Source organism: Paenibacillus sp. JT22N15 (genome assembly GCF_059383755.1).
Window position 1 is genome coordinate 259404 of sequence record NZ_JBXENV010000009.1, and the last position, 18522, is coordinate 277925.

General features: G+C 54.0%; 15 protein-coding genes and 2 riboswitches. Of the genes, 11 read left to right on the forward strand and 4 right to left on the reverse strand.

Annotation, left to right across the window (positions count from 1 at the left end; translation table 11 throughout):
- Nucleotides 1–4: 4 nt before the first annotated feature.
- From kdpC to kdpF, 4 genes are all read right to left on the reverse strand, one after another.
- Entirely contained in the window at nt 5–616 is a 612-nt protein-coding gene (kdpC, locus tag AC50X8_RS19435; RefSeq protein WP_494881105.1) for a potassium-transporting ATPase subunit KdpC, read from the reverse strand.
- Nucleotides 617–722: 106 nt separating this feature from the next.
- Nucleotides 723–2756: a potassium-transporting ATPase subunit KdpB gene (kdpB, locus tag AC50X8_RS19440; protein ID WP_056036610.1), complete on the reverse strand. Its 2034-nt coding sequence runs from the start codon at nt 2754–2756 to the stop codon at nt 723–725.
- Nucleotides 2757–2778: 22 nt separating this feature from the next.
- On the reverse strand, nt 2779–4458 hold the full coding sequence (kdpA, locus tag AC50X8_RS19445; RefSeq protein WP_494881002.1) for a potassium-transporting ATPase subunit KdpA: 1680 nt from the start codon (nt 4456–4458) through the stop codon (nt 2779–2781).
- Between the two features lie 40 nt (nt 4459–4498).
- A complete protein-coding gene (gene kdpF, locus AC50X8_RS19450) occupies nt 4499–4576 on the reverse strand; it encodes a K(+)-transporting ATPase subunit F (protein ID WP_081418871.1) in 78 nt (25 codons plus the stop codon).
- Nucleotides 4577–4831: 255 nt separating this feature from the next.
- Nucleotides 4832–5021, reverse strand: a riboswitch (cyclic di-AMP (ydaO/yuaA leader).
- A gap of 108 nt (nt 5022–5129) precedes the next feature.
- A riboswitch (cyclic di-AMP (ydaO/yuaA leader) is annotated at nt 5130–5330 on the reverse strand.
- Between the two features lie 574 nt (nt 5331–5904).
- Here kdpF and AC50X8_RS19455 point away from each other — a divergent pair.
- The 11 genes from AC50X8_RS19455 (at nt 5905) to bcp (ending at nt 18468) form a co-directional block, all read left to right on the forward strand.
- Nucleotides 5905–7560, forward strand: a complete 1656-nt coding sequence (locus tag AC50X8_RS19455) for a response regulator (RefSeq protein ID WP_494881007.1) — start codon at nt 5905–5907, stop codon at nt 7558–7560.
- Nucleotides 7557–9449, forward strand: coding sequence for a cache domain-containing sensor histidine kinase (locus tag AC50X8_RS19460; protein WP_056036614.1), 1893 nt, complete (start codon nt 7557–7559; stop codon nt 9447–9449). Before AC50X8_RS19455 ends, AC50X8_RS19460 begins: the two co-directional genes overlap by 4 nt.
- Complete coding sequence (locus AC50X8_RS19465) at nt 9446–10438, forward strand: substrate-binding domain-containing protein (protein WP_056036616.1); 993 nt, start codon at nt 9446–9448, stop codon at nt 10436–10438. The genes AC50X8_RS19460 and AC50X8_RS19465 overlap by 4 nt, the downstream gene beginning before the upstream one ends.
- Nucleotides 10439–10572: 134 nt before the next feature.
- The gene (locus tag AC50X8_RS19470; RefSeq protein ID WP_056036619.1) at nt 10573–11601 is read left to right on the forward strand and encodes a galactose ABC transporter substrate-binding protein; all 1029 of its coding nucleotides are present in this window, start codon (nt 10573–10575) and stop codon (nt 11599–11601) included.
- Between the two features lie 321 nt (nt 11602–11922).
- Entirely contained in the window at nt 11923–13434 is a 1512-nt protein-coding gene (locus AC50X8_RS19475; RefSeq protein ID WP_099518125.1) for a sugar ABC transporter ATP-binding protein, read from the forward strand.
- A gap of 33 nt (nt 13435–13467) precedes the next feature.
- Complete coding sequence (mglC, locus tag AC50X8_RS19480) at nt 13468–14487, forward strand: galactose/methyl galactoside ABC transporter permease MglC (RefSeq protein WP_056036623.1); 1020 nt, start codon at nt 13468–13470, stop codon at nt 14485–14487.
- A 222-nt stretch (nt 14488–14709) separates the two neighbouring features.
- Nucleotides 14710–15102 carry a hypothetical protein gene (locus AC50X8_RS19485; protein ID WP_494881010.1) on the forward strand — a complete coding sequence of 131 codons (393 nt, stop codon included), beginning with the start codon at nt 14710–14712 and terminating at the stop codon, nt 15100–15102.
- Nucleotides 15103–15104: 2 nt separating this feature from the next.
- Nucleotides 15105–16157 carry an FAD:protein FMN transferase gene (locus tag AC50X8_RS19490; protein ID WP_494881012.1) on the forward strand — a complete coding sequence of 351 codons (1053 nt, stop codon included), beginning with the start codon at nt 15105–15107 and terminating at the stop codon, nt 16155–16157.
- Entirely contained in the window at nt 16154–16732 is a 579-nt protein-coding gene (locus tag AC50X8_RS19495; RefSeq protein ID WP_494881014.1) for a ferric reductase-like transmembrane domain-containing protein, read from the forward strand. The genes AC50X8_RS19490 and AC50X8_RS19495 overlap by 4 nt, the downstream gene beginning before the upstream one ends.
- Before the next feature lie 137 nt (nt 16733–16869).
- Nucleotides 16870–17931: an asparaginase gene (locus tag AC50X8_RS19500; RefSeq protein ID WP_494881016.1), complete on the forward strand. Its 1062-nt coding sequence runs from the start codon at nt 16870–16872 to the stop codon at nt 17929–17931.
- A gap of 69 nt (nt 17932–18000) precedes the next feature.
- Nucleotides 18001–18468: a thioredoxin-dependent thiol peroxidase gene (bcp, locus tag AC50X8_RS19505; RefSeq protein ID WP_056036633.1), complete on the forward strand. Its 468-nt coding sequence runs from the start codon at nt 18001–18003 to the stop codon at nt 18466–18468.
- Nucleotides 18469–18522: the final 54 nt, after the last annotated feature.

Genomic DNA, 18522 nt, shown 5'->3' on the forward strand with positions numbered 1-18522 from the left:
TTTTTTATTTGGCGATTCGTGTGGATAAAGCCAGATTCAGCTCCAGCACATTGACGCGCTTGTCACCGAAGAGGCCGAGCTCGCGTCCTTTCGTATGCGCGTGTACAAGTTCTTCAAGCTCTGCCTTCGGCAGTCCTGTCAGCTTGCTAATTCTTGCAATTTGTACGATAGCCGACTGCGGCGTAATATCCGGGTCAAGCCCGGAGCCGGAGTTCGTTATTAATGCAAGCGGCAGCTGAGCAATCGGCACCTCGGGATTATCCTGCTGCCACTGGGCGATAGATGCTTTCATGCGAGCCAGCAGCTCCGGGTTCGAAGGGGCATAGTTGTTAGAGCCGGAAGCTTCCGCCTTATAGTCAATGCTCGACACCCGCCCCTGAAAATAGCGCTGATCGGTGAAAGGCTGACCGATCAGCGACGAACCAACGACGTTGCCTGCGCTGTCCTTGAGCAGGCTGCCATTGGCCTGAGCCGGGAACAGCAGCTGCGCGGCGCCCGTGCTCACAAGTGGATACACGATACCGCAAAGGAGCAGAAACAGCAGGCTGGCGCGCAGAGACACCCCGATTACGGAAGATGGGGAGGGCGGCACTGATGAAGACGAAGCGGATGGCATAGGTGACGATGGACGTTTTCCTTTTAAAATAGCATGCATAGCACAATTCCCTTCTTTCTAATTAAAGGTTCGTTTCATTAATAGGCCGCAGCCGATCTGGAAGGCGTTAAATCCAAATATGAACCATCATGTCGATGAGCTTAATGCCGATGAACGGCGCGATCATGCCGCCGAGCCCGTAAATGAGCAAATTGCGGCTGAGCAGGCGGGCGGCGCTGAGCGGACGATAGGCGACGCCTTTCATCGCCAGCGGAATGAGCAGCGGAATAATGATTGCATTAAAGATGAGCGCGGACAAAATCGCCGACAGCGGCGAGCCGAGCTGCATCACATTCAGCGCCTGCATTTGCGGAATCGCCAGCATAAACATTGCGGGAATGATGGCGAAATATTTGGCTACGTCATTGGCGATGCTGAAGGTCGTGAGCGCGCCGCGCGTCATAAGCAGCTGTTTGCCGATCGAAACGACCTCTATAATTTTGGAAGGATCGGAGTCCAAATCCACCATATTGGCAGCTTCCTTCGCCGCCGTCGTGCCGCTGTTCATCGCCAGGCCGACATCGGCCTGCGCGAGTGCGGGCGCGTCATTCGTCCCGTCCCCCGTCATGGCGACGAGCTTGCCTTCCGCCTGCTCGCGCCGGATGACGGCGATTTTATCCTCCGGCTTGCTTTCGGCAATAAAATCGTCGACGCCCGCTTCTCTGGCGATAGTTGCCGCCGTAAACGGATTATCGCCCGTACACATAATCGTTTTGATGCCCATCGCTCGCAGCTGGTCGAACCGTTCCTTCATGCCCGGCTTGACCGTATCCTTCAAATAAATCAAGCCGAATATGTGCTGATCGACGGCGATAGCGAGCGGCGTGCCGCCTTCCTTGGCAATCCGCTCCGTCTCCTGAGCCAAATCAGCGGGTATGTCTCCTCCTTGGGCGAGCACCCAGCTGCGAATCGCTTCAACGGCTCCTTTGCGCACGAGCCGTCCATCAGCCAAATCGATGCCGCTCATCCGCGTCTCGGCCTGAAAGGGAACGAATTGACCGCCTTCGCCAAGCGCGGCATCGTAGGTTTTATCATGCTTTTTCATCCATTCCAGCACCGAGCGGCCTTCCGGCGTTTCATCCTGCAGGGAGGAAATAGCGGCCCATGCCGCTGCCTCATCTGCCCCAGCAGTGCCCACCGGATTGATTTCGCTAGCCATCCGATTGCCGAAGGTGATCGTCCCGGTTTTATCCAAAATCATCGTATTAATGTCGCCAGCTGCTTCGACCGCCTTCCCGGACATGGCCAGCACATTGAACTGGGTGACCCGGTCCATGCCGGCGATGCCGATGGCGGACAGCAGGCCGCCGATTGTCGTCGGAATGAGGCAGACGAGCAGCGCGATGAGCACGGGAATTTCCAAATTGACGTCCACATAAGCGACAATCGGGCCAAGCGTGACGACGACGATGAGGAAAATAATCGTCAGGCTTATCAGCAGCGTGTTCAGGGCAATTTCATTCGGTGTTTTCTGCCGCTTCGCGCCTTCGACGAGCGCGATCATCCGGTCGATGAACGTTTCACCGGGCTCGCTCGTGATTCGCATTTTGATGCGGTCGCTGATGACCCGCGTTCCGCCCGTCACGGAGTTGAAGTCGCCGCCCGCCTCCTTGATGACGGGTGCCGATTCGCCGGTAATAGCCGATTCATCGACGGAAGCGAGGCCTTCAATGACCTCGCCGTCGCCGGGAATCATTTCCCCTTGCGAGACGATAACGATATCCCCTTTGCGCAGCTCCGTAGAAGGGACGATTTGAATGCTGTCGCCCAGCAGCTTATTCGCCATAATTTCCTGCTTCGTTTTTTTCAGCGAGCCAGCCTGTGCTTTCCCGCGGCCTTCGGCTAAAGCTTCGGCAAAGTTCGCGAACAGTACCGTAAAGAGCAAAATAATAAAAACAGTCAAGTTGAAGCCGATGCGATCCTGCGAGTCGAAGTACCCTGGAAATAGGGTCATGAGCAGAACGATCAGCGTTCCAATCTCGACAACGAACATGACTGGATTTTTCATCATATGGACCGGATTCAGCTTGAGGAGGCTCATCTTTAGCGCCTCGGTCACGAGCGGTCCGGTGAACAGTTTTTTAGCACGTTGGTCATTCATAACGCTTACCCCTCATTTCCCTTTAACGGATCGTTAAAAACTCGGCAATTGGCCCTGTGACAATGACGGGCAGAAACGTGAGCGCGCCGATCAAAATAACGACGCCCATCAGCATAACGGCAAACAGCGAATTGTCCGTTCGGAACGTGCCAATCGTCTCCGGCACCCACTGCTTGCGGCTGAGTGATCCGGCTACAGCAAGCAGCGCAATCATCGACATATATCGGCCGAAAAACATCACGAGCCCGGTCGTTATATTCCAGAACGGCGTATTGTCGGCCAGCCCCTCAAACCCGGAGCCGTTGTTGGCGGCCGAGGACGTATATTCATAAAGCACCTGCGTAATGCCATGAAAGCCCGAATTGGATATAGCGCCTTGCCCCAGGTCGGTTAGAAAAGCCGCTGCCGTTGGCGCGAGAATAATAAACGGATGCACGAGAATGGCAATGGCAATGAGCTTCATTTCGCGCGGCTCTATTTTTCGTCCGAGAAATTCTGGTGTCCGTCCGACCATCAGCCCGCAGATGAACACCGTCAGCATCGCATACATCAGCATATTGACGAGCCCGACGCCTTTGCCGCCGAAGACGACGTTCAGCATCATTTGGGCAAGGGGAACGAGCCCGCCAAGCGGAGTGAGCGTATCGTGCATCGAATTGACCGAGCCGGTCGTGGCCGCCGTCGTCACCGTCGTGAACAGCGCGGACTGGGCGATGCCGAAGCGAACCTCCTTGCCCTCCATGCTGCCTTGCGAAGCGTCGATGCCGAGTGTGGCGATCAGCGGGTTGCCGCTTTTTTCAGCCGTATAGGAAATCGTAAGAAAGATCAGAAACAGCGCCATCATCGCCGAAAAAATAACCCAGCCCTGCTTGCTGCTTTTCGCAAACCGGCCATACATGAAGGGCAGCGCGGCAGGCAGTGCCCACATGGACAAAATCTCAATGACATTCGTCAGCGGGTTGGGATTTTCGAACGGATGGGCGGAGTTGACTCCGAAAAAACCGCCGCCATTCGTGCCAAGATGCTTAATCGACTCCAGCGAGGCGACTGGCCCGATGGCGATATGCTGAACCGCGCCCTCGAGTGTCGTAACGGTCAAGGTAGGGCTAAGCGTTTGCGGCACTTGCAGCGCCACAAGCAGCAGCGTAATGATAATAGCGAGCGGGAAGAAAATCCGCGTATGTGCTTTGACGAAATCCTCGAAAAAGTTGCCGAGCGTTCCGCCTTTGCTCGTAATGCCGCGCACGAAGGCGACAGCAACGGAAAAGCCGGTAGCGGCGGACGTAAACATCATCATCGTAATGACGGCCATTTGCGCAAAATACGTCAGCCCTGATTCGCCGCTGTAATGCTGGAGATTCGTATTGGTCATAAAGCTGATGACCGTATTTAGGACGAGTGTCGGCTCCATGCCGCCGATTCCATTCGGGTTAAGCGGCAGACCGCTTTGCACCCTCAGCAGTACATAGCTGACAGCTACGAGCACGAAATTGAGTGTAATAAAGCTGAGCGCATATCTTTTCCAGCTCATGCCTTGGCGATTTTTGAGCCCGATTACTGCATAAATGATCGCTTCGATTCGTCCGAACAGCTTGTCGGTACGGTTCGGAACGTTTGAAAACACGGAATATAAATAATGCCCAAGTGGCTTTGCGATCAGCATGATCATGCCGACGACTACCGCCATTTGCAAGACGTCCACAGCTGTTCCTCCCTTGCTATAAATGATGAAATGTTATGAGCTAAAATTTTTCCGGATGGAGCAAGGCGTAGACGAGATACACCAGCAAAGCTCCTGTAACGAGCAATATGACAATCATCCCCGTTCCTCCGTTTCGCTAATGGACCGATCGCACCAGCGTATAAATCCGGCAATCAGCCCGAAAGCTGCGATTAAGGTCAAAGCCATTCCGATATCCAGCATAGCTGCATCGCTCCTTATTTCGTTTTATCCCTAGTCATTTTGGAAAAAAAGGCAACAAAAAAGAAGCCTTGGGCAAAGAGGACTCTTCACCCGCAGCTTCCTTCATCCGGGCATCATACGCCCCTGATTCGCCTGCGATAAGTGTAAGTGTGGCCTCTCCCGTTGACGCTTGCGAGGTTAGCTGTCGGATTCGGGCGCGAGAGACGCCCTACGCTTGGCACTTATCGTGCCCTTGCGATTCACCCCGTGACGCTCCCTGCCATCGTCCATTGGACAACGACAGAGAGCCGTCGATGGTTCCCCCGTTTCTGCGGCAGTGCAGAACTCAGCGTTTGAAACAAAATGCCTGCCGATGTTGCGAGTGCTATTTTCGAAAAAAAGACAACAAAAAACCACAGAGGCGTATGACGCTCTGTGGCCTGATTTACAAGGTCACAATCGTTCACCATTCCTCTCTACACCTGCGCTTACGAGGTTAGCTGTCGGATTCGGGCGGTGAGAGTCGCCCTACATTTGCCTGGAGTTTCATGACACTCCTGCAAACGATTCACCCCTGCGCTGCCAGCTTCCGACTCTCACATCGGATGGCTGCAGTGCGTTTGGTTCCCCCGCTCTTCGCCTAATATGCGAAGACTCAGCGATCAAGCAAAAACGACTACGTCGTCCTTCTGGGACGAGCGAAGAGCTTTGCCCTTAGAAATATAGAGAAAGGATAACGAAAACATATACTTTCCTATATTTCAAGGTGAAACGGCTATCGCCTTCCTTTGGCGGCGCAGCGCGTTTCAGTCCGAGAAATATAAGCCTATTTATAAGTGCAAAACTTATAAATGCTTATATTTCAAAAAAAGGTTCATGCATGCTATGAATCATACTCCCCCGCCGCGATTGCTGTAAAGGAAGCTTACGCCGCAAAAGAGAGCGAATGCAGCAGATTAGCTTGATTTTAAACGCTTACAACGAGATTTATCTTTAGCAAGGTCGATTTATCTCGCGATTTCTTTAAAATATAGGAAAGCATATGATTTTTTTCTTCCTTTCTCTATATTTCATCGCGAAACGGTAGCTTTGCCGCCAAAGGACGGCTTCAGCCGTTTACGCTTGTTTACTCAAAGCACCCCCTCTTTCCAGAAAACAAGGAAACGAATATGATAAATAGCATGCTGACAGAATCAGGTGTTTGCGGCTGCTCGGCCGCGTATTTAAATAGCGGGGGGATGAACGATGTATAAAGTGCTGCTGGTAGATGATGAAGAAGAGACGCGCAGCGGGCTGCTGCACGAAATTGCATGGGAGCGCCATGGCTTTGAAATTGTAGATACGGCGGCGAACGGCAGGGAAGCGATGGAGCTGATTGAGCGTCTGGAACCGGACATCGTAGCGACGGATATTAGCATGCCGTATATGAACGGCTTGGAGCTGGCGGAATGGACGAGGAAGACGTATCCGCTGACGCGCATCGTTATTTTTTCCGGCTATGATGAATTTGAATATGCGAAGCAGGCGATCGGCTTGCAGGTGGATGAGTATATTTTAAAGCCATTTTCCGCGCAGCAGCTGCTTGAGGTGATGGACAAGGTGAAGGAGCGGCTGGACGATGAGCGCGAGAAGCGGGAAAATATGCAGCTTTTGCAGGAGCATTACCGTACGAGCCTGCCGGTCGTAAAGGAGCTATTCCTGTCGTCGCTGCTCACCCGCAAGCTTCCGCTGCGGCATATTGAGGAGAAGCTAGAGAAATATGAGCTGGATTTAGCGGGAGAGGCGTACATTGTGTCCGTGCTGCACACGCATGTATTGGAAGCGCTTCCCGGATTGCCGCTCCGCGCAGCGGAAAGCTCGCTTGCGGCCTCCAGCGATCTCGACCTCAAGCTGTTTGCCCTGCGCAATGTGGCGGAAGAGGTGTGGGGCAGACTCGGGCTGGGCAAAGTTTTTCTGCATCAGGATCGGGTGGCGCTGCTCGCAGTTGGACGGGGAGGAAGCGCGCAAGAGCTGATGGAGCGGACGCTGGGCGGGCTTGCTGAAATGCTGCAAAATATTCAGAAATACTTGCGTTTTCCCGTGACGATTGGGGTCAGCTCAACGCTGGCGGATGTCGCGCAGTTAAAGCAGGGCTATGAGGAGGCGCAGCAGGCGCTCGATTATCATAATTTGGTGGGCAGCAACCGGATCATCTGCATTGACGATGTAGAGACGCGCTATGTGGAGGAGCTGCAATTTGACGAGCTCAAGGAGCAGGCGCTCATTCGCTGCCTGCGCGTGGGCACGCATGAGGAGCTGGAGCAGCTGCTGGCTGCGCTTTTTGACGAGATTGAAGGCGTCCATGCCGCTTACCGGGAATACCAGCTTTACATGCTGGAGATGATGACGGCGGTCATGAAGCTGGTGAGGGAGGCAGGGCTGAACCTGTACGATATTGTGGGATACGAGCTGCAAATTTATGCGGAGCTGCAGCAGCTTAGCGGGCTGGCGGAGACGAGAAGCTGGTACATGTCGCTCTGCGAGAAAATTCGCCATCATATCGCCAGCCGCAGGCAAAGCTCCTACAAGCAGCTGGTCGAGGAAGCGGTGCGTTACACGAAAGCAAACTTCCATGACAGCGAGCTGTCGATTGCCCGGCTGTGCAGCCATTTGCATATTAGCGCGGGATATTTCAGCAGCCTGTTCAAGAAGGAGGTGAAGCTTACCTTCGGCGGTTATTTGCTTCAGCTTCGGATGGAGGCGGCGAAGGAGCTGCTGCGGGCGACGGAGCTGAAGACGTTCGAAATTGCCGAGAAGGTCGGCTTTTCGGACCCGAATTATTTTTCACTGTGCTTTAAGAAAAATGTCGGCGTCTCTGCCAAGGATTATCGCAATCAGGCGATGAATATGGATGCGCCATGAGGAAGCGCAGCATCCAGTTTCTCATTTCAGTGGCGCTGTCGGTATTTGCGGCTGCGGCGATTATAATGGTCAGCGTGCTGCTGTTCAACAAGTTTTCGCAGACGGCAGAGACGAATGCGCTGCGCAATACCCAGCAGGTCGTCGATCAGGTCAGCTACAATTTGGAGGATTATATCCAGGGCATGTCGGAAATTTACGGCGTTCTCCACGATACAATCAGCCGCAGCGGCGATGTGAACGAAGAAGAGCTGCGCAGCCAGCTGAATACGATCATCGGCATTCGGGGAGAAATTGTGTCGCTGGCCGTCATCGGGCATGACGGCGAGGTGATGATGAGCATTCCCGGCGTTGCGCTCAAGGAAAATTTGAGTCTTTACAATCAGCGCTGGTTCCAGAGCGCGCTTCAAACGCCGAACCATCTCAGCTACTCGCTGCCGCATGTGCAGAACATGTACAAAATGCAGTACAAATGGGTTGTCTCGCTGAGCAAAGGCATTACCGTAGTAAGGGGCGGGAAAACGGAGCATGGCGTGCTGCTGCTGGACGTCAATTTTAACAAAATCAATCAGCTGTCCTCGCGGGTTGTGCTCGGGAAGAAGGGCTACGTCTACATTGTGGACGAAAGTGCGGGCAATATGGTGTACCATCCGCAGCAGCAGCTCATCTACGCCGGGCTGAAAAGCGAAAACGTCGAGCAGGCGCTGAAATATACGTTCGGCAGCTTTCATGACGAATCCGGAGACGAGGATAAAATGATTACGGTGCAAACGATCGGCAACATCGGCTGGAAGGTGGTCGGAGTGTCCTTTACCGATGAGATTATTACGACAAAGCGCGAGCTGAACGATTATTTGCTGAATCTGCTGCTGCTTTTGCTTGTATTCGTCATTGCGCTGTCGTGGCTTATTTCGCGCATTATTGCCCGTCCGATCCGGCAGCTGGAGAAGTCGATGAAAAATGTCGAGCGCGGCGATTTCCATACGATGACGACCATTCGCGGGCCGCTGGAAGTAGAGCAGCTGTCCAGACGCTTCAATTTGATGGTAGCGCGAATCCGCGAGCTGATGCAGCAAATTGTTGTGGAGCAGGAGGCGAAGCGCAAATATGAGTTTGAGGCGCTGCAATCGCAAATTAATCCGCATTTTTTATACAACACGCTCAATACGGTCGTGCGCATGGTCGGCATGAACCGCAACGAGGAGGTGGTGACGACGATTACCTCCTTGTCGAAGCTGTTCCGCATCAGCCTTAGCAAAGGCAAGCCGATGATTCCGCTGGCGAGCGAGCTGGAGCATGCGCGGAACTATCTCATCATTCAAAATATCCGTTTCAAAAATAAATTCGATTATGTGTTTGACGTCGAAGAGGCCGCGCTGCCCAGCTTGTCGCTCAAGCTGATTTTGCAGCCGCTGCTGGAAAATGCCATTATGCACGGCATTGAGCCGTCTGTCGATAAAGGGTTGATTACCGTTCGGGCATGGATCGAGGCTGGGCAAGTGTACTTGCAGGTGAGCGATAATGGGCTCGGGATGAGCGGCGAGCAGCTGGCGGCGCTGCTCACGGGAGAGACCAACAGTAGTACCGCCAAGCCGTCTGGATATGCTGGAGACCGTAAGGCTGATCGTGACGGCACCATTGGAGGGGCTGCTCCAGAGGCTTCTAAAAGGTCAACCTCCGCCAATTTTGCATCGAGTTCTGCATCCAGTGCGGCTTCCGGCGCGGGCTCCGGCGTAGGCGTGCGCAATGTGCATGAGCGGATTCGGCTGTTTTACGGCGAGCCGTATGGCTTGCAGTTTGAGAGCGAGCTGGAGGAGGGAACGACCGTGACGATACGTTTCCCGTTCAAGCCAGCTGGCGCTGAAGCCGACGAGAGGAGTGAGGAAGGATGAGCGTAAAACGCAGGTTGGGACGGCTCACTATGCTGTGCATGGTGGCTATGGCTGCGCTGCTGCTGGGCTCCTGCACGACGCATCCGGCAGAGGACAGCGCCATTCAGCGCGAAAATATCGACATCAGCCTGCTGCTCAAGCGGCTGGACGGCGACTACTGGAACTCCGTCGTCATGGGCGCCGAAGCCGCATCGAAGGAGTTTAATGTGACGCTGCATATTTCCGGACCGGATAAGCAGGGCAGCCCGGAGCAGCTTTTGGAGACGGCAAAGCTTGCGCTGGTGCATCATCCTGATGCGGTCGTATTTGCCTCCGGAGACGAAGCGGTTACGACCGGCATTGTCGAGGCTAGCAAGGCAGCACGGATTCCGCTCATTGCGATTGACACGGAGACGGAGGAAGCGGGCATCAGCTCGAGCATCACGATTAATCATCATCAGGCGGGACGAGCGGTTGCCCTCAAAATGAGCGAGCTGCTGGCAGGCAAAGGCAGCGTCGCCCTGCTGACGGACGGCCTTGGGGACAACAACCAGCTGCGCCGCGAGGAGGGCATTAAGGAGGCGCTTGCCGAGGAAAGCGGCATGGCGCTTATCGGCATTGAGCCCTGCTTGGAGGCTGACGGCAACTGCCGAAGCGTCGTCAGCAGCTTGCTGGACGAGCAGCAGGTGGATGGCATATTGGCGCTTAATGTCCAAGCCGCCGTATCAGCTGCCCTTGAGGTGAAGCAGCGGGGGCTCGGCGGCAAAATTAAAATTGTCGCCTTTGACAGCTCCATGGAGCTGCTTGAGCTGCTGCAGGAGGATCAGCTGCAAGCGGTGCTGGTGCAAAATCCGTTCAGCATCGGCTATCTTGGCATCAAAAACGCCGTACTCGCTTTGCGGGGCGAGGAAGTGCCGCTGCATGTAGCGATGGAAGCCAAGCTGGTAAATAGCGACACGATGTTTTGGCCTGAAAATCAGCGGGTGCTGTTTCCCTTTATCCAGAAGTAAGGAGGATTTTAATAAAAATGATGAGGATTTTACATTCGTTTCCGGCCCCGTTTCAGCCATAATGAGGACACGAAAGAGAAACAGAGCTGCACACGCTCATCAGCATGAACTAAAAATGGGGAGGTCATGATGAAATGAAAAAGGTAACGGCTGCGCTGCTGATCGGCGCATTGACGGTAGCGGCAGGCTGCTCGGCATCAAACGGCAACGCAGGGGGAAGCGAGGGCGACCAGCCGAAGGTTGGGGTCGCGATTTACAAGTTTGACGATACGTTTATGACAGGCGTCCGCAACGCGATTACGGAAGCAGCGGCAGGCAAGGTGCAGGTGGATATCGTAGACAGCCAAAACTCGCAGCCGACGCAAAATGACAAGGTTGACCTATTCATCACGAAGAAGGTCAAATCGATGATCATTAACCCGGTAGACCGCACAGCAGCGGGCGTCATTATTGATAAAGGCAAAGCAGCGGACATTCCGGTCGTCTTCGTTAACCGCGAGCCGCTTGCGGATGATATGGCGAAATGGGATAAGGTGTATTTTGTCGGAGCGAAGGCGGAGGAGTCGGGCACGATGTCCGGCGATCTCATCGTTGATTACTGGAAGGCACATCCGGAAGCGGATAAGAATGGGGACGGCGTACTGCAATACGTCATGCTCAAGGGCGAGCCGGGCCATCAGGATGCCGAGCTGCGGACGAAGTTTTCCGTGCAGGCGATTGAGGATGCAGGCATCAAGGTCGAGAAGCTGGCAGAGGACACAGCGATGTGGGACCGGGTAAAAGGCCAGGAAAAAATGGCTGCGTTCATCGCTTCCCATGGCGATAAAATCGAAGCTGTCCTCGCCAACAACGATGATATGGCGCTCGGTGCGATTGAAGCGCTGAAGGCGGCGGGCTATTTTACAGGCGATAAATATATTCCGGTTGTCGGCGTAGATGCTACCGCTCCTGCGATTCAGGCGCTGGATGAAGGCACGCTGCTCGGCACAGTGCTCAACGATGCGGTGAACCAAGGCAAGGCGACGGTCGAGCTGTCCCGCGTACTCGCTGCTGGCGAAACGCCGAGCAAGGATAACACCGGCTTCGACATTACCGATGGCAAATACGTGTGGATTCCATACCAGAAGGTAACGAGCGAGAACAAGGATCAAGTGCTGAAATAGTCGCCTGAGAGGGCGAGCGGAATAAAGCGGTACGAAAGGAGCAAGGGAAGCATAAGGCTGGCGCTGCCCTTGCTTTTTTTAAACGGTAGCTTTGCCGTCAGAGGACGGCGACAGCCGTTTACGCTTGAAATATAGGAAAGCATATGGTTTTTCATCCTTTCTCTATATTTCATCGCGAAACGTAGCTTTGCCGCCAGAGGGCGACAGCCGTTTACGCTTGCAGCAAAACGAGCATTGCCTCCAAAGGCTGGCAGTGCCGTTTAAACACGGTTATTTACTGGATAACTTTAACTTAATTGTTTGTAAAGGGGTGTTATACAAATGCCAGAGCATCCGGCTTATGTGCTAGAGATGAATAACATCTCCAAATCTTTTCCCGGCGTGAAGGCGCTCGACGATGTGACGCTGAAGCTGCGCCCCGGTACGGTACATGCCTTGATGGGTGAAAATGGTGCAGGAAAATCGACGCTGATGAAATGCCTGTTCGGCATCTACAAGCCCGATGGCGGCGAAATTATGCTTGCCGGGCAGCATGTGCACATCAACAGCTCGAAGGACGCGCTGGCTCTCGGGGTGTCGATGATCCATCAGGAGCTGAACCCGGTGCCGCAGCGCGACGTCATGGAAAATATCTGGCTCGGGCGATTCCCGACCAGAGGTCTAGGGCCTTTGCAATTCATCAACCACCGCAAAATGCAGGAGGATACGGTGAAGCTGCTCAAAGATCTGGAGATGGATATTCATCCGAAACAAAAGGTAGGCGACTTGTCCGTATCGAAAATTCAATCGCTGGAAATCGCCAAAGCGGTATCGTTCCACTCGAAGGTCATCGTCATGGACGAACCGACCTCCTCGCTCACCGGAAATGAAGTGGAGCAGCTGTTCCGCATCATTAATGAGCTGCGGCGGCGCGGTGTATCAATTATTTATATATCCCACAAAATGGAAGAGATATTGCGTATTTCAGATGATGTAACCATTATGCGAGATGGCAAGCATGTCGGCACATGGGAAGCGAAGGAGCTGACGATTGATAAAATCATTACCCGCATGGTGGGCAGGGATTTATCGAATCGTTATCCAGAGCGGACGAACGTGCCGGGCGAGGTGCTGCTGCGGGCAGAAGGCTTGACCTCCGTGCATCCGCATTCGTTTAAGGATGTTTCGTTCGAGCTGCGCAAGGGCGAGATTTTGGGACTCGGCGGGCTTGTAGGAGCGCAGCGGACCGAGGTGATAGAAGCGCTGTTCGGGATGCGGGCGCTTAAGCGGGGCAGCATTCATCTGCATGGCAAAAAAATAAAGCTGAAGGCGCCATCGGACGCCATTCGCCAGGGTATTGCGCTGCTCACCGAGGAGCGGCGGGTGACGGGGATTTTTCCGGTGCTGACGATTGCGGAAAATACAGTCATTGCGAACTTGGGCAGGTTCAAGACGCCCTATGGTTTAATTAGCAATGCGCGGATAGGCGAAGTGTCGCAGCAGAGCGTAGAGAAGTTTCGGGTCAAAACGCCATCGACCAAGCAGCTCATTCGCAACTTGTCCGGCGGCAACCAGCAGAAGGTGCTGCTCGCCAGATGGCTGCTGACCGACCCGGAGGTGCTGCTGCTGGACGAACCGACGCGCGGCATCGATATCGGAGCGAAATATGAAATTTATTCGTTCATGATCGAGCTTGCCAAGCAGGGCAAAAGCATCATTATGATTTCCTCCGAAATGCCGGAGCTGATCGGCATGTCCGACCGCATCATCGTCATGCGCGAGGGGCGCATATCCGGCATCGTAGACGGCAAAGCGGCGACGGAAGAAGAAATTATGCGGCTTGCCGCACAGTAGTAGCGGGCAGGACAACTTGGAGGAGTGAATACGATGAATGCACTGGATGCAAAAGGAGTTAAGCATTTTTTCTCCCAAAATGCAATTTATATTATATTGGTTCTGCTTATTATTGGCATAGCAGTTGCTGACCCGAATTTTATCGGCATTACGACGCTGCGGGATATTTTGCTGCAATCGTCGACGCGGGTCATAATCGCTCTAGGCGTAGCGTTTGTGCTGATTACGGGCGGAACGGATTTGTCTGCTGGGCGGATAGTTGGCCTGAGCGCCGTCGTCTCTGCGTCGATGCTGCAAATGTCGGATTATCCGCGCAAGTTTTTCCCGAATTTGCCGGAGCTGCCGATTATCGTACCGATTATACTGGCGATTGTCGTCGGTTTGATTTTTGGCTTGATCAATGGCATTATTGTCGCAAAATTTCATGTACCACCGTTTATTGCGACGCTAGGCTCAATGGTTATCGTATACGGCGTAAACTCGTTTTACTTCGATATGAAGCCGAACCAGTCGCAGCCAATCGGAGGCTTAAGCAAGGAATTCAGCAAGCTGGGGACCGGGTATATCGGGCCGAACGGCACGTATTCGATCCCGTATATCGTCATCATAGCGATTGTTGTCTCGTTTATCGTCTGGGTCATCTTCAACAACACGCGGCTGGGCAAAAACATGTACGCCATCGGCGGCAATATCCAAGCGGCTAATGTATCGGGCATTAATGTATCGCGCAATTTGATTTATATTTATGCGATTGCTGGCGCGCTGTATGGGCTGGCAGGCGTGCTGGAGGCTGCCCGCACGGGGGGAGCCACGAACAATTACGGCAATATGTACGAGCTGGATGCGATTGCGGCCTGCGTCGTCGGCGGCGTATCGACCGCAGGCGGTGTCGGGCGCGTGCGCGGCATACTCGCCGGAGTGCTCATTTTCAGCGTCATCAACTACGGTCTGACCTTTGTCGGCGTAAGCCCGTACTGGCAGCTCATTATTAAAGGGATGATTATTGTTGCTGCGGTTGCATTTGATATTCGCAAGTATGTGGCGAAGAAGTAGGGGCGCGGCGATTTGACGAGGCAGTGGCAGGAGAAGTTTTTGCTTTCTAGGTGAGGAATGCGGTCTTGGGGCCGCATTCTTTTTTTTGTTATATACAGGTTTAATTCGTGTCGTAGAGCAGCAGTATTTTCTTTTAGCATTTCTTCAGATTCATTTAACGCTGTTTTCATCTTGCCTTCCTATACTTAGCTAAACTACAACGAGTAGGGTAGGTGGAGAAGGATGAGCGGAAATTCGAAATGGTTAAAATGGCAGCTTGGAGCCGCAGGCGCGGCGGGCATTTTTATATTATTCAGTACGGTGCAAAATACAGCGGCTTTTCAGGCGGCGCAAACAGCGGCGGCCGAAGGCAGCACAACCTCCGGAACGGAGCGGCAGGGCGATCAGCAGGATACGGTGGACCAGTGGATGTCCACGGGATCTAGCGACAGCGGCAGCGGCAGCTCGGATTGGAATAACGGCAGCAGCGGAAGCAGCTGGTCAGACAGCTCCAGCGAAAGTGGATCGGATAGCTCCAGCTCAGGCAATCGCGGCAGCGTGGACAATCGGAGCAGCAGTGGAAGCGGCAGCTCCAGCAGCTCGGGCGGCATGCGCTCGCAGTCAGGCAGGTCCTAACGATGAGCGGGCGGGGGACGATACGGTTTCGGGCGATGAATACGAATGTCGAGATTATACTGGATTATGCAGCGGATGAGCGCCGCACAACGGCCTATTATGCAGACCGCGCTCGCGACTGGTTTGAGGCAGTGGAGCAGCGGTTTAGCCGCTTCCGCCCGGATAGCGAGTGGTGCAGGCTTGGCCGCTCGGCAGGCAACTGGGTCGTCGTGTCGGACTGGCTGTTTGAGGTTATTGCAGCGGCGGAAGGCTATCGCCGTCTGACGGCAGGGGTGTTCGACCTGCGGATACTGCCGGGGCTGGAAGCGTCCGGCTATACGGAATCTTTCGAGCACGCGGCGGAGTTCCAGGCGGGAGCTGGCGGGGCTGAGCGGCGGAAGCTGAGCCCTGCTGGCGAGCTGGAGCTGGACTATGGCATGAAGGCGGTGAAGCTCGCCGGGAGAACGAGTATCGACGCCGGCGGCATCGCCAAAGGCTGGGCCGTGCAGAAGCTCGCCGATTGGCTGAGGCGCAGCAGGCGGATTCCGGCAGGCATCGTCAATGCCGGAGGCGATCTGTATGCGTGGAACAGCGGGGACGCAGCGGCGCAGCCAGCCATTATTGATCTCCAGCATCCATGGGAAGCTGGAGCAACGGTTGGGGAGCTGCTGCTCGCTAACGGCGCAGTTGCGACCTCAGGGAAGCTGGGCAGGCAGTGGGGAACGGGCAGCTCGGCCGCGCATCATTTGATCGATCCGCTGACGATGCAGCCAAGCGTCAGCGATGTCGTTCAGGCGACGGTTGCGGGTCCCGATGCCGTCGCTTGTGAAATATGGGCGAAGACGCTGTGCATCGCCGGCCGCGATCAAGGCTTGCGGCTGATGGACGAGCATGCGCGTGACTGTGAAGCCGTTATTTTCATGAGCGGCGGCGAGATTGTGAAATATGGTAAAAGCCGCAAGTCCGGCTTGGAGTGGAATATCCGTGAGCCGCTGCATAGAGCGGGAACCGCGGAGGCTAGGGGTAGAGCCAGCAGCGGAAGCGAAATCGAATGCGAAAAGGAGGAGTCAGCATGACAGAATGGATTTTGAGCTGGCCGACATGGCAAATGACGCGGGTGCTCGGCATTGGCTCTTACTTGATGCTGTTCGTCGGCATGTCGCTGGGCATGCTGTACAGCTATCCGTTTGTGAAAGGACCCGGCAAAGCCCGCGTGTACAATTGGCATATCCGTTTCACGAATGGGGGAACGCTGCTGGCGCTGCTGCATATGGCGGTGCTCGTCATTGATACGTACACGCCATTTACATGGGGCGAGCTGCTGATTCCTTTTACCGCGCATGATCATCCGGTGATATATGGCATAGGTACGCTTGCGCTTTATGGCATGCTCGTGCTGATTTTGACCTCGGACCTGCGTCCGAAGCTGAAGCGGAAAGTGTGGCTCGCTATCCATATGCTCGCCTACCCGATCTATTTATTGGCTTTGTTTCACGGCATATTGGCTGGAACGGATACACAGCTTGGCCTTGTGCAGTTCATGTATGGTGCGACGTTAATCGTTACTGTAGGCTTGTTTTTGGGAAGGGCGACTGTCAAGAAAAAGCCAGGCGCTGCGAAAAATCGGGGTGTCGTGGCAAAAAGCGGGTAACTTATCCTGTTTTTCCTGTAGGATCGTATAGGTTTAGACAGCTTGCGGAGAAGATAGTAGAATGAATGGGAACTGGTATGAACAGGCGGCTGGTGCGAAGGGCGACCTTCAAAGCTGCTGGATATGGAGGAAACCAAGTGAGCAATCTTCTAGTTATTTTCACGGGTGGGACGATTGGCAGCAAATCTGGCGCAGGAGCGATTAGCGTGCGTGAAGCAGGCTCCTATGCGATTATTGAAGGCTATCAATCGGGCCCCCGTTACCGCGAGTCTGTAAAGCTGGAATGCGTGCAGCCGCTGAATATTCTCAGCGAAAATCTGGTGCCAGACGATTGGAATGTGTTGATTGAAACGATCCGCAGCGCGGACTTGTCCCAATATGACGGCATTATCGTCACCCATGGCTCGGATACGCTTGCTTATTCGGCTGCAATGCTTAGCTATATTTTGTGTGATAGTCCCATCCCGATTGTGCTGGTGGCCAGCAACTATCCGCTTGGCGATCCGCGCAGCAATGGACTGCGCAACTTCGCCTCGGCCGTTGAGTTCATAGATGGCGAGAAGCTGAAGGGCGTCTACGTCGTCTATGAAAATAGTGCAGGCGAGGCTATCGTGTATTTGGGTACACGCGTCACGCAAGCGGTGTCGTTCACGGACCAATTGGAATGCCCGTATGACGTGCATTACGGCATCATGAGCGAGGGCAAGCTGATCGTCAACGAGCATCCTTACAACCCATCTGCACAGGAGCTGCGTTCTCGCAAGCCTGCCCCGAGCCCGTTCACCGCTGGCAAGGATAAGCTGCAATCGGGCCTGCTGTATGTGAAGCCGTTTTTGGGCATGACCTATGACTATTTTGATTTTGGGCAAAAAGCGCCGAAGGCTGTCGTTCACGATCTGTTCCACTCCAGCACGGCGAATACGAGTGCGAGCGAGCGCCATTCCCTGCTTGCATTCGCCGGGTATTGTGCCCAGCATAGCGTAGACTTGTATTTGTGTCCGCTCAAGGACAGCTCGGAGACGCTATACGCGTCGTCGGTCGCTTTGCAGCAGGCGGGAGTGGCCTTTATCGAAAATATGTCGGTGGATGCGGCGCTTATGAAGCTGACGCTTGCTTATTCCCTTTATGTCGATAAGCAGCAAATTCGCGAGTTTGTGATGAACACACCGCTTTTCTATGAGTTTGTAGCATCTCGCTGATGGACATGCTATCGTTGTTTGAGTAAGCAAAGCAAGTGGAAATATCCAATACGAAGGAGCTGATTGAACATGACGCAAGTGCAAATTGGACAACAGGTTGAGAATTTTACATTGCCAGCCTCGAATGGCAAGGACGTATCGCTGCAGGACTATAAGGGCAAGAAGCTGGTCATTTATTTTTATCCGCGGGATATGACACCGGGCTGTACGACGGAATCGTGTGACTTTAGAGATTACAATGGACAATTCAAGACGTTCAATACCGAAGTCATAGGCATCAGCCCTGACGATCTGGCGTCACATGATCAGTTCATTGCTGCTCATGAGCTGCCTTTCCTGCTGCTCTCGGATACGGATAATCAGGTTGCCGAGCAGTTTGGCGTATGGAAGCTGCGCAGCCGTAATGGCGAGGAATTTATGGGCATCGAGCGTTCAACCTTTCTGATCGACGAGGAGGGCAAGCTGGCGAAAGAATGGCGCAGTGTCGTCGTTGAGGGCCATGTGCAGGAAGTGCTGGAGGCGGCGAAACAGGCCTAACAGGCGCGGCAGGCAAACAGCATGATAGATGACAAGCGATTTTGTGAAAAATAA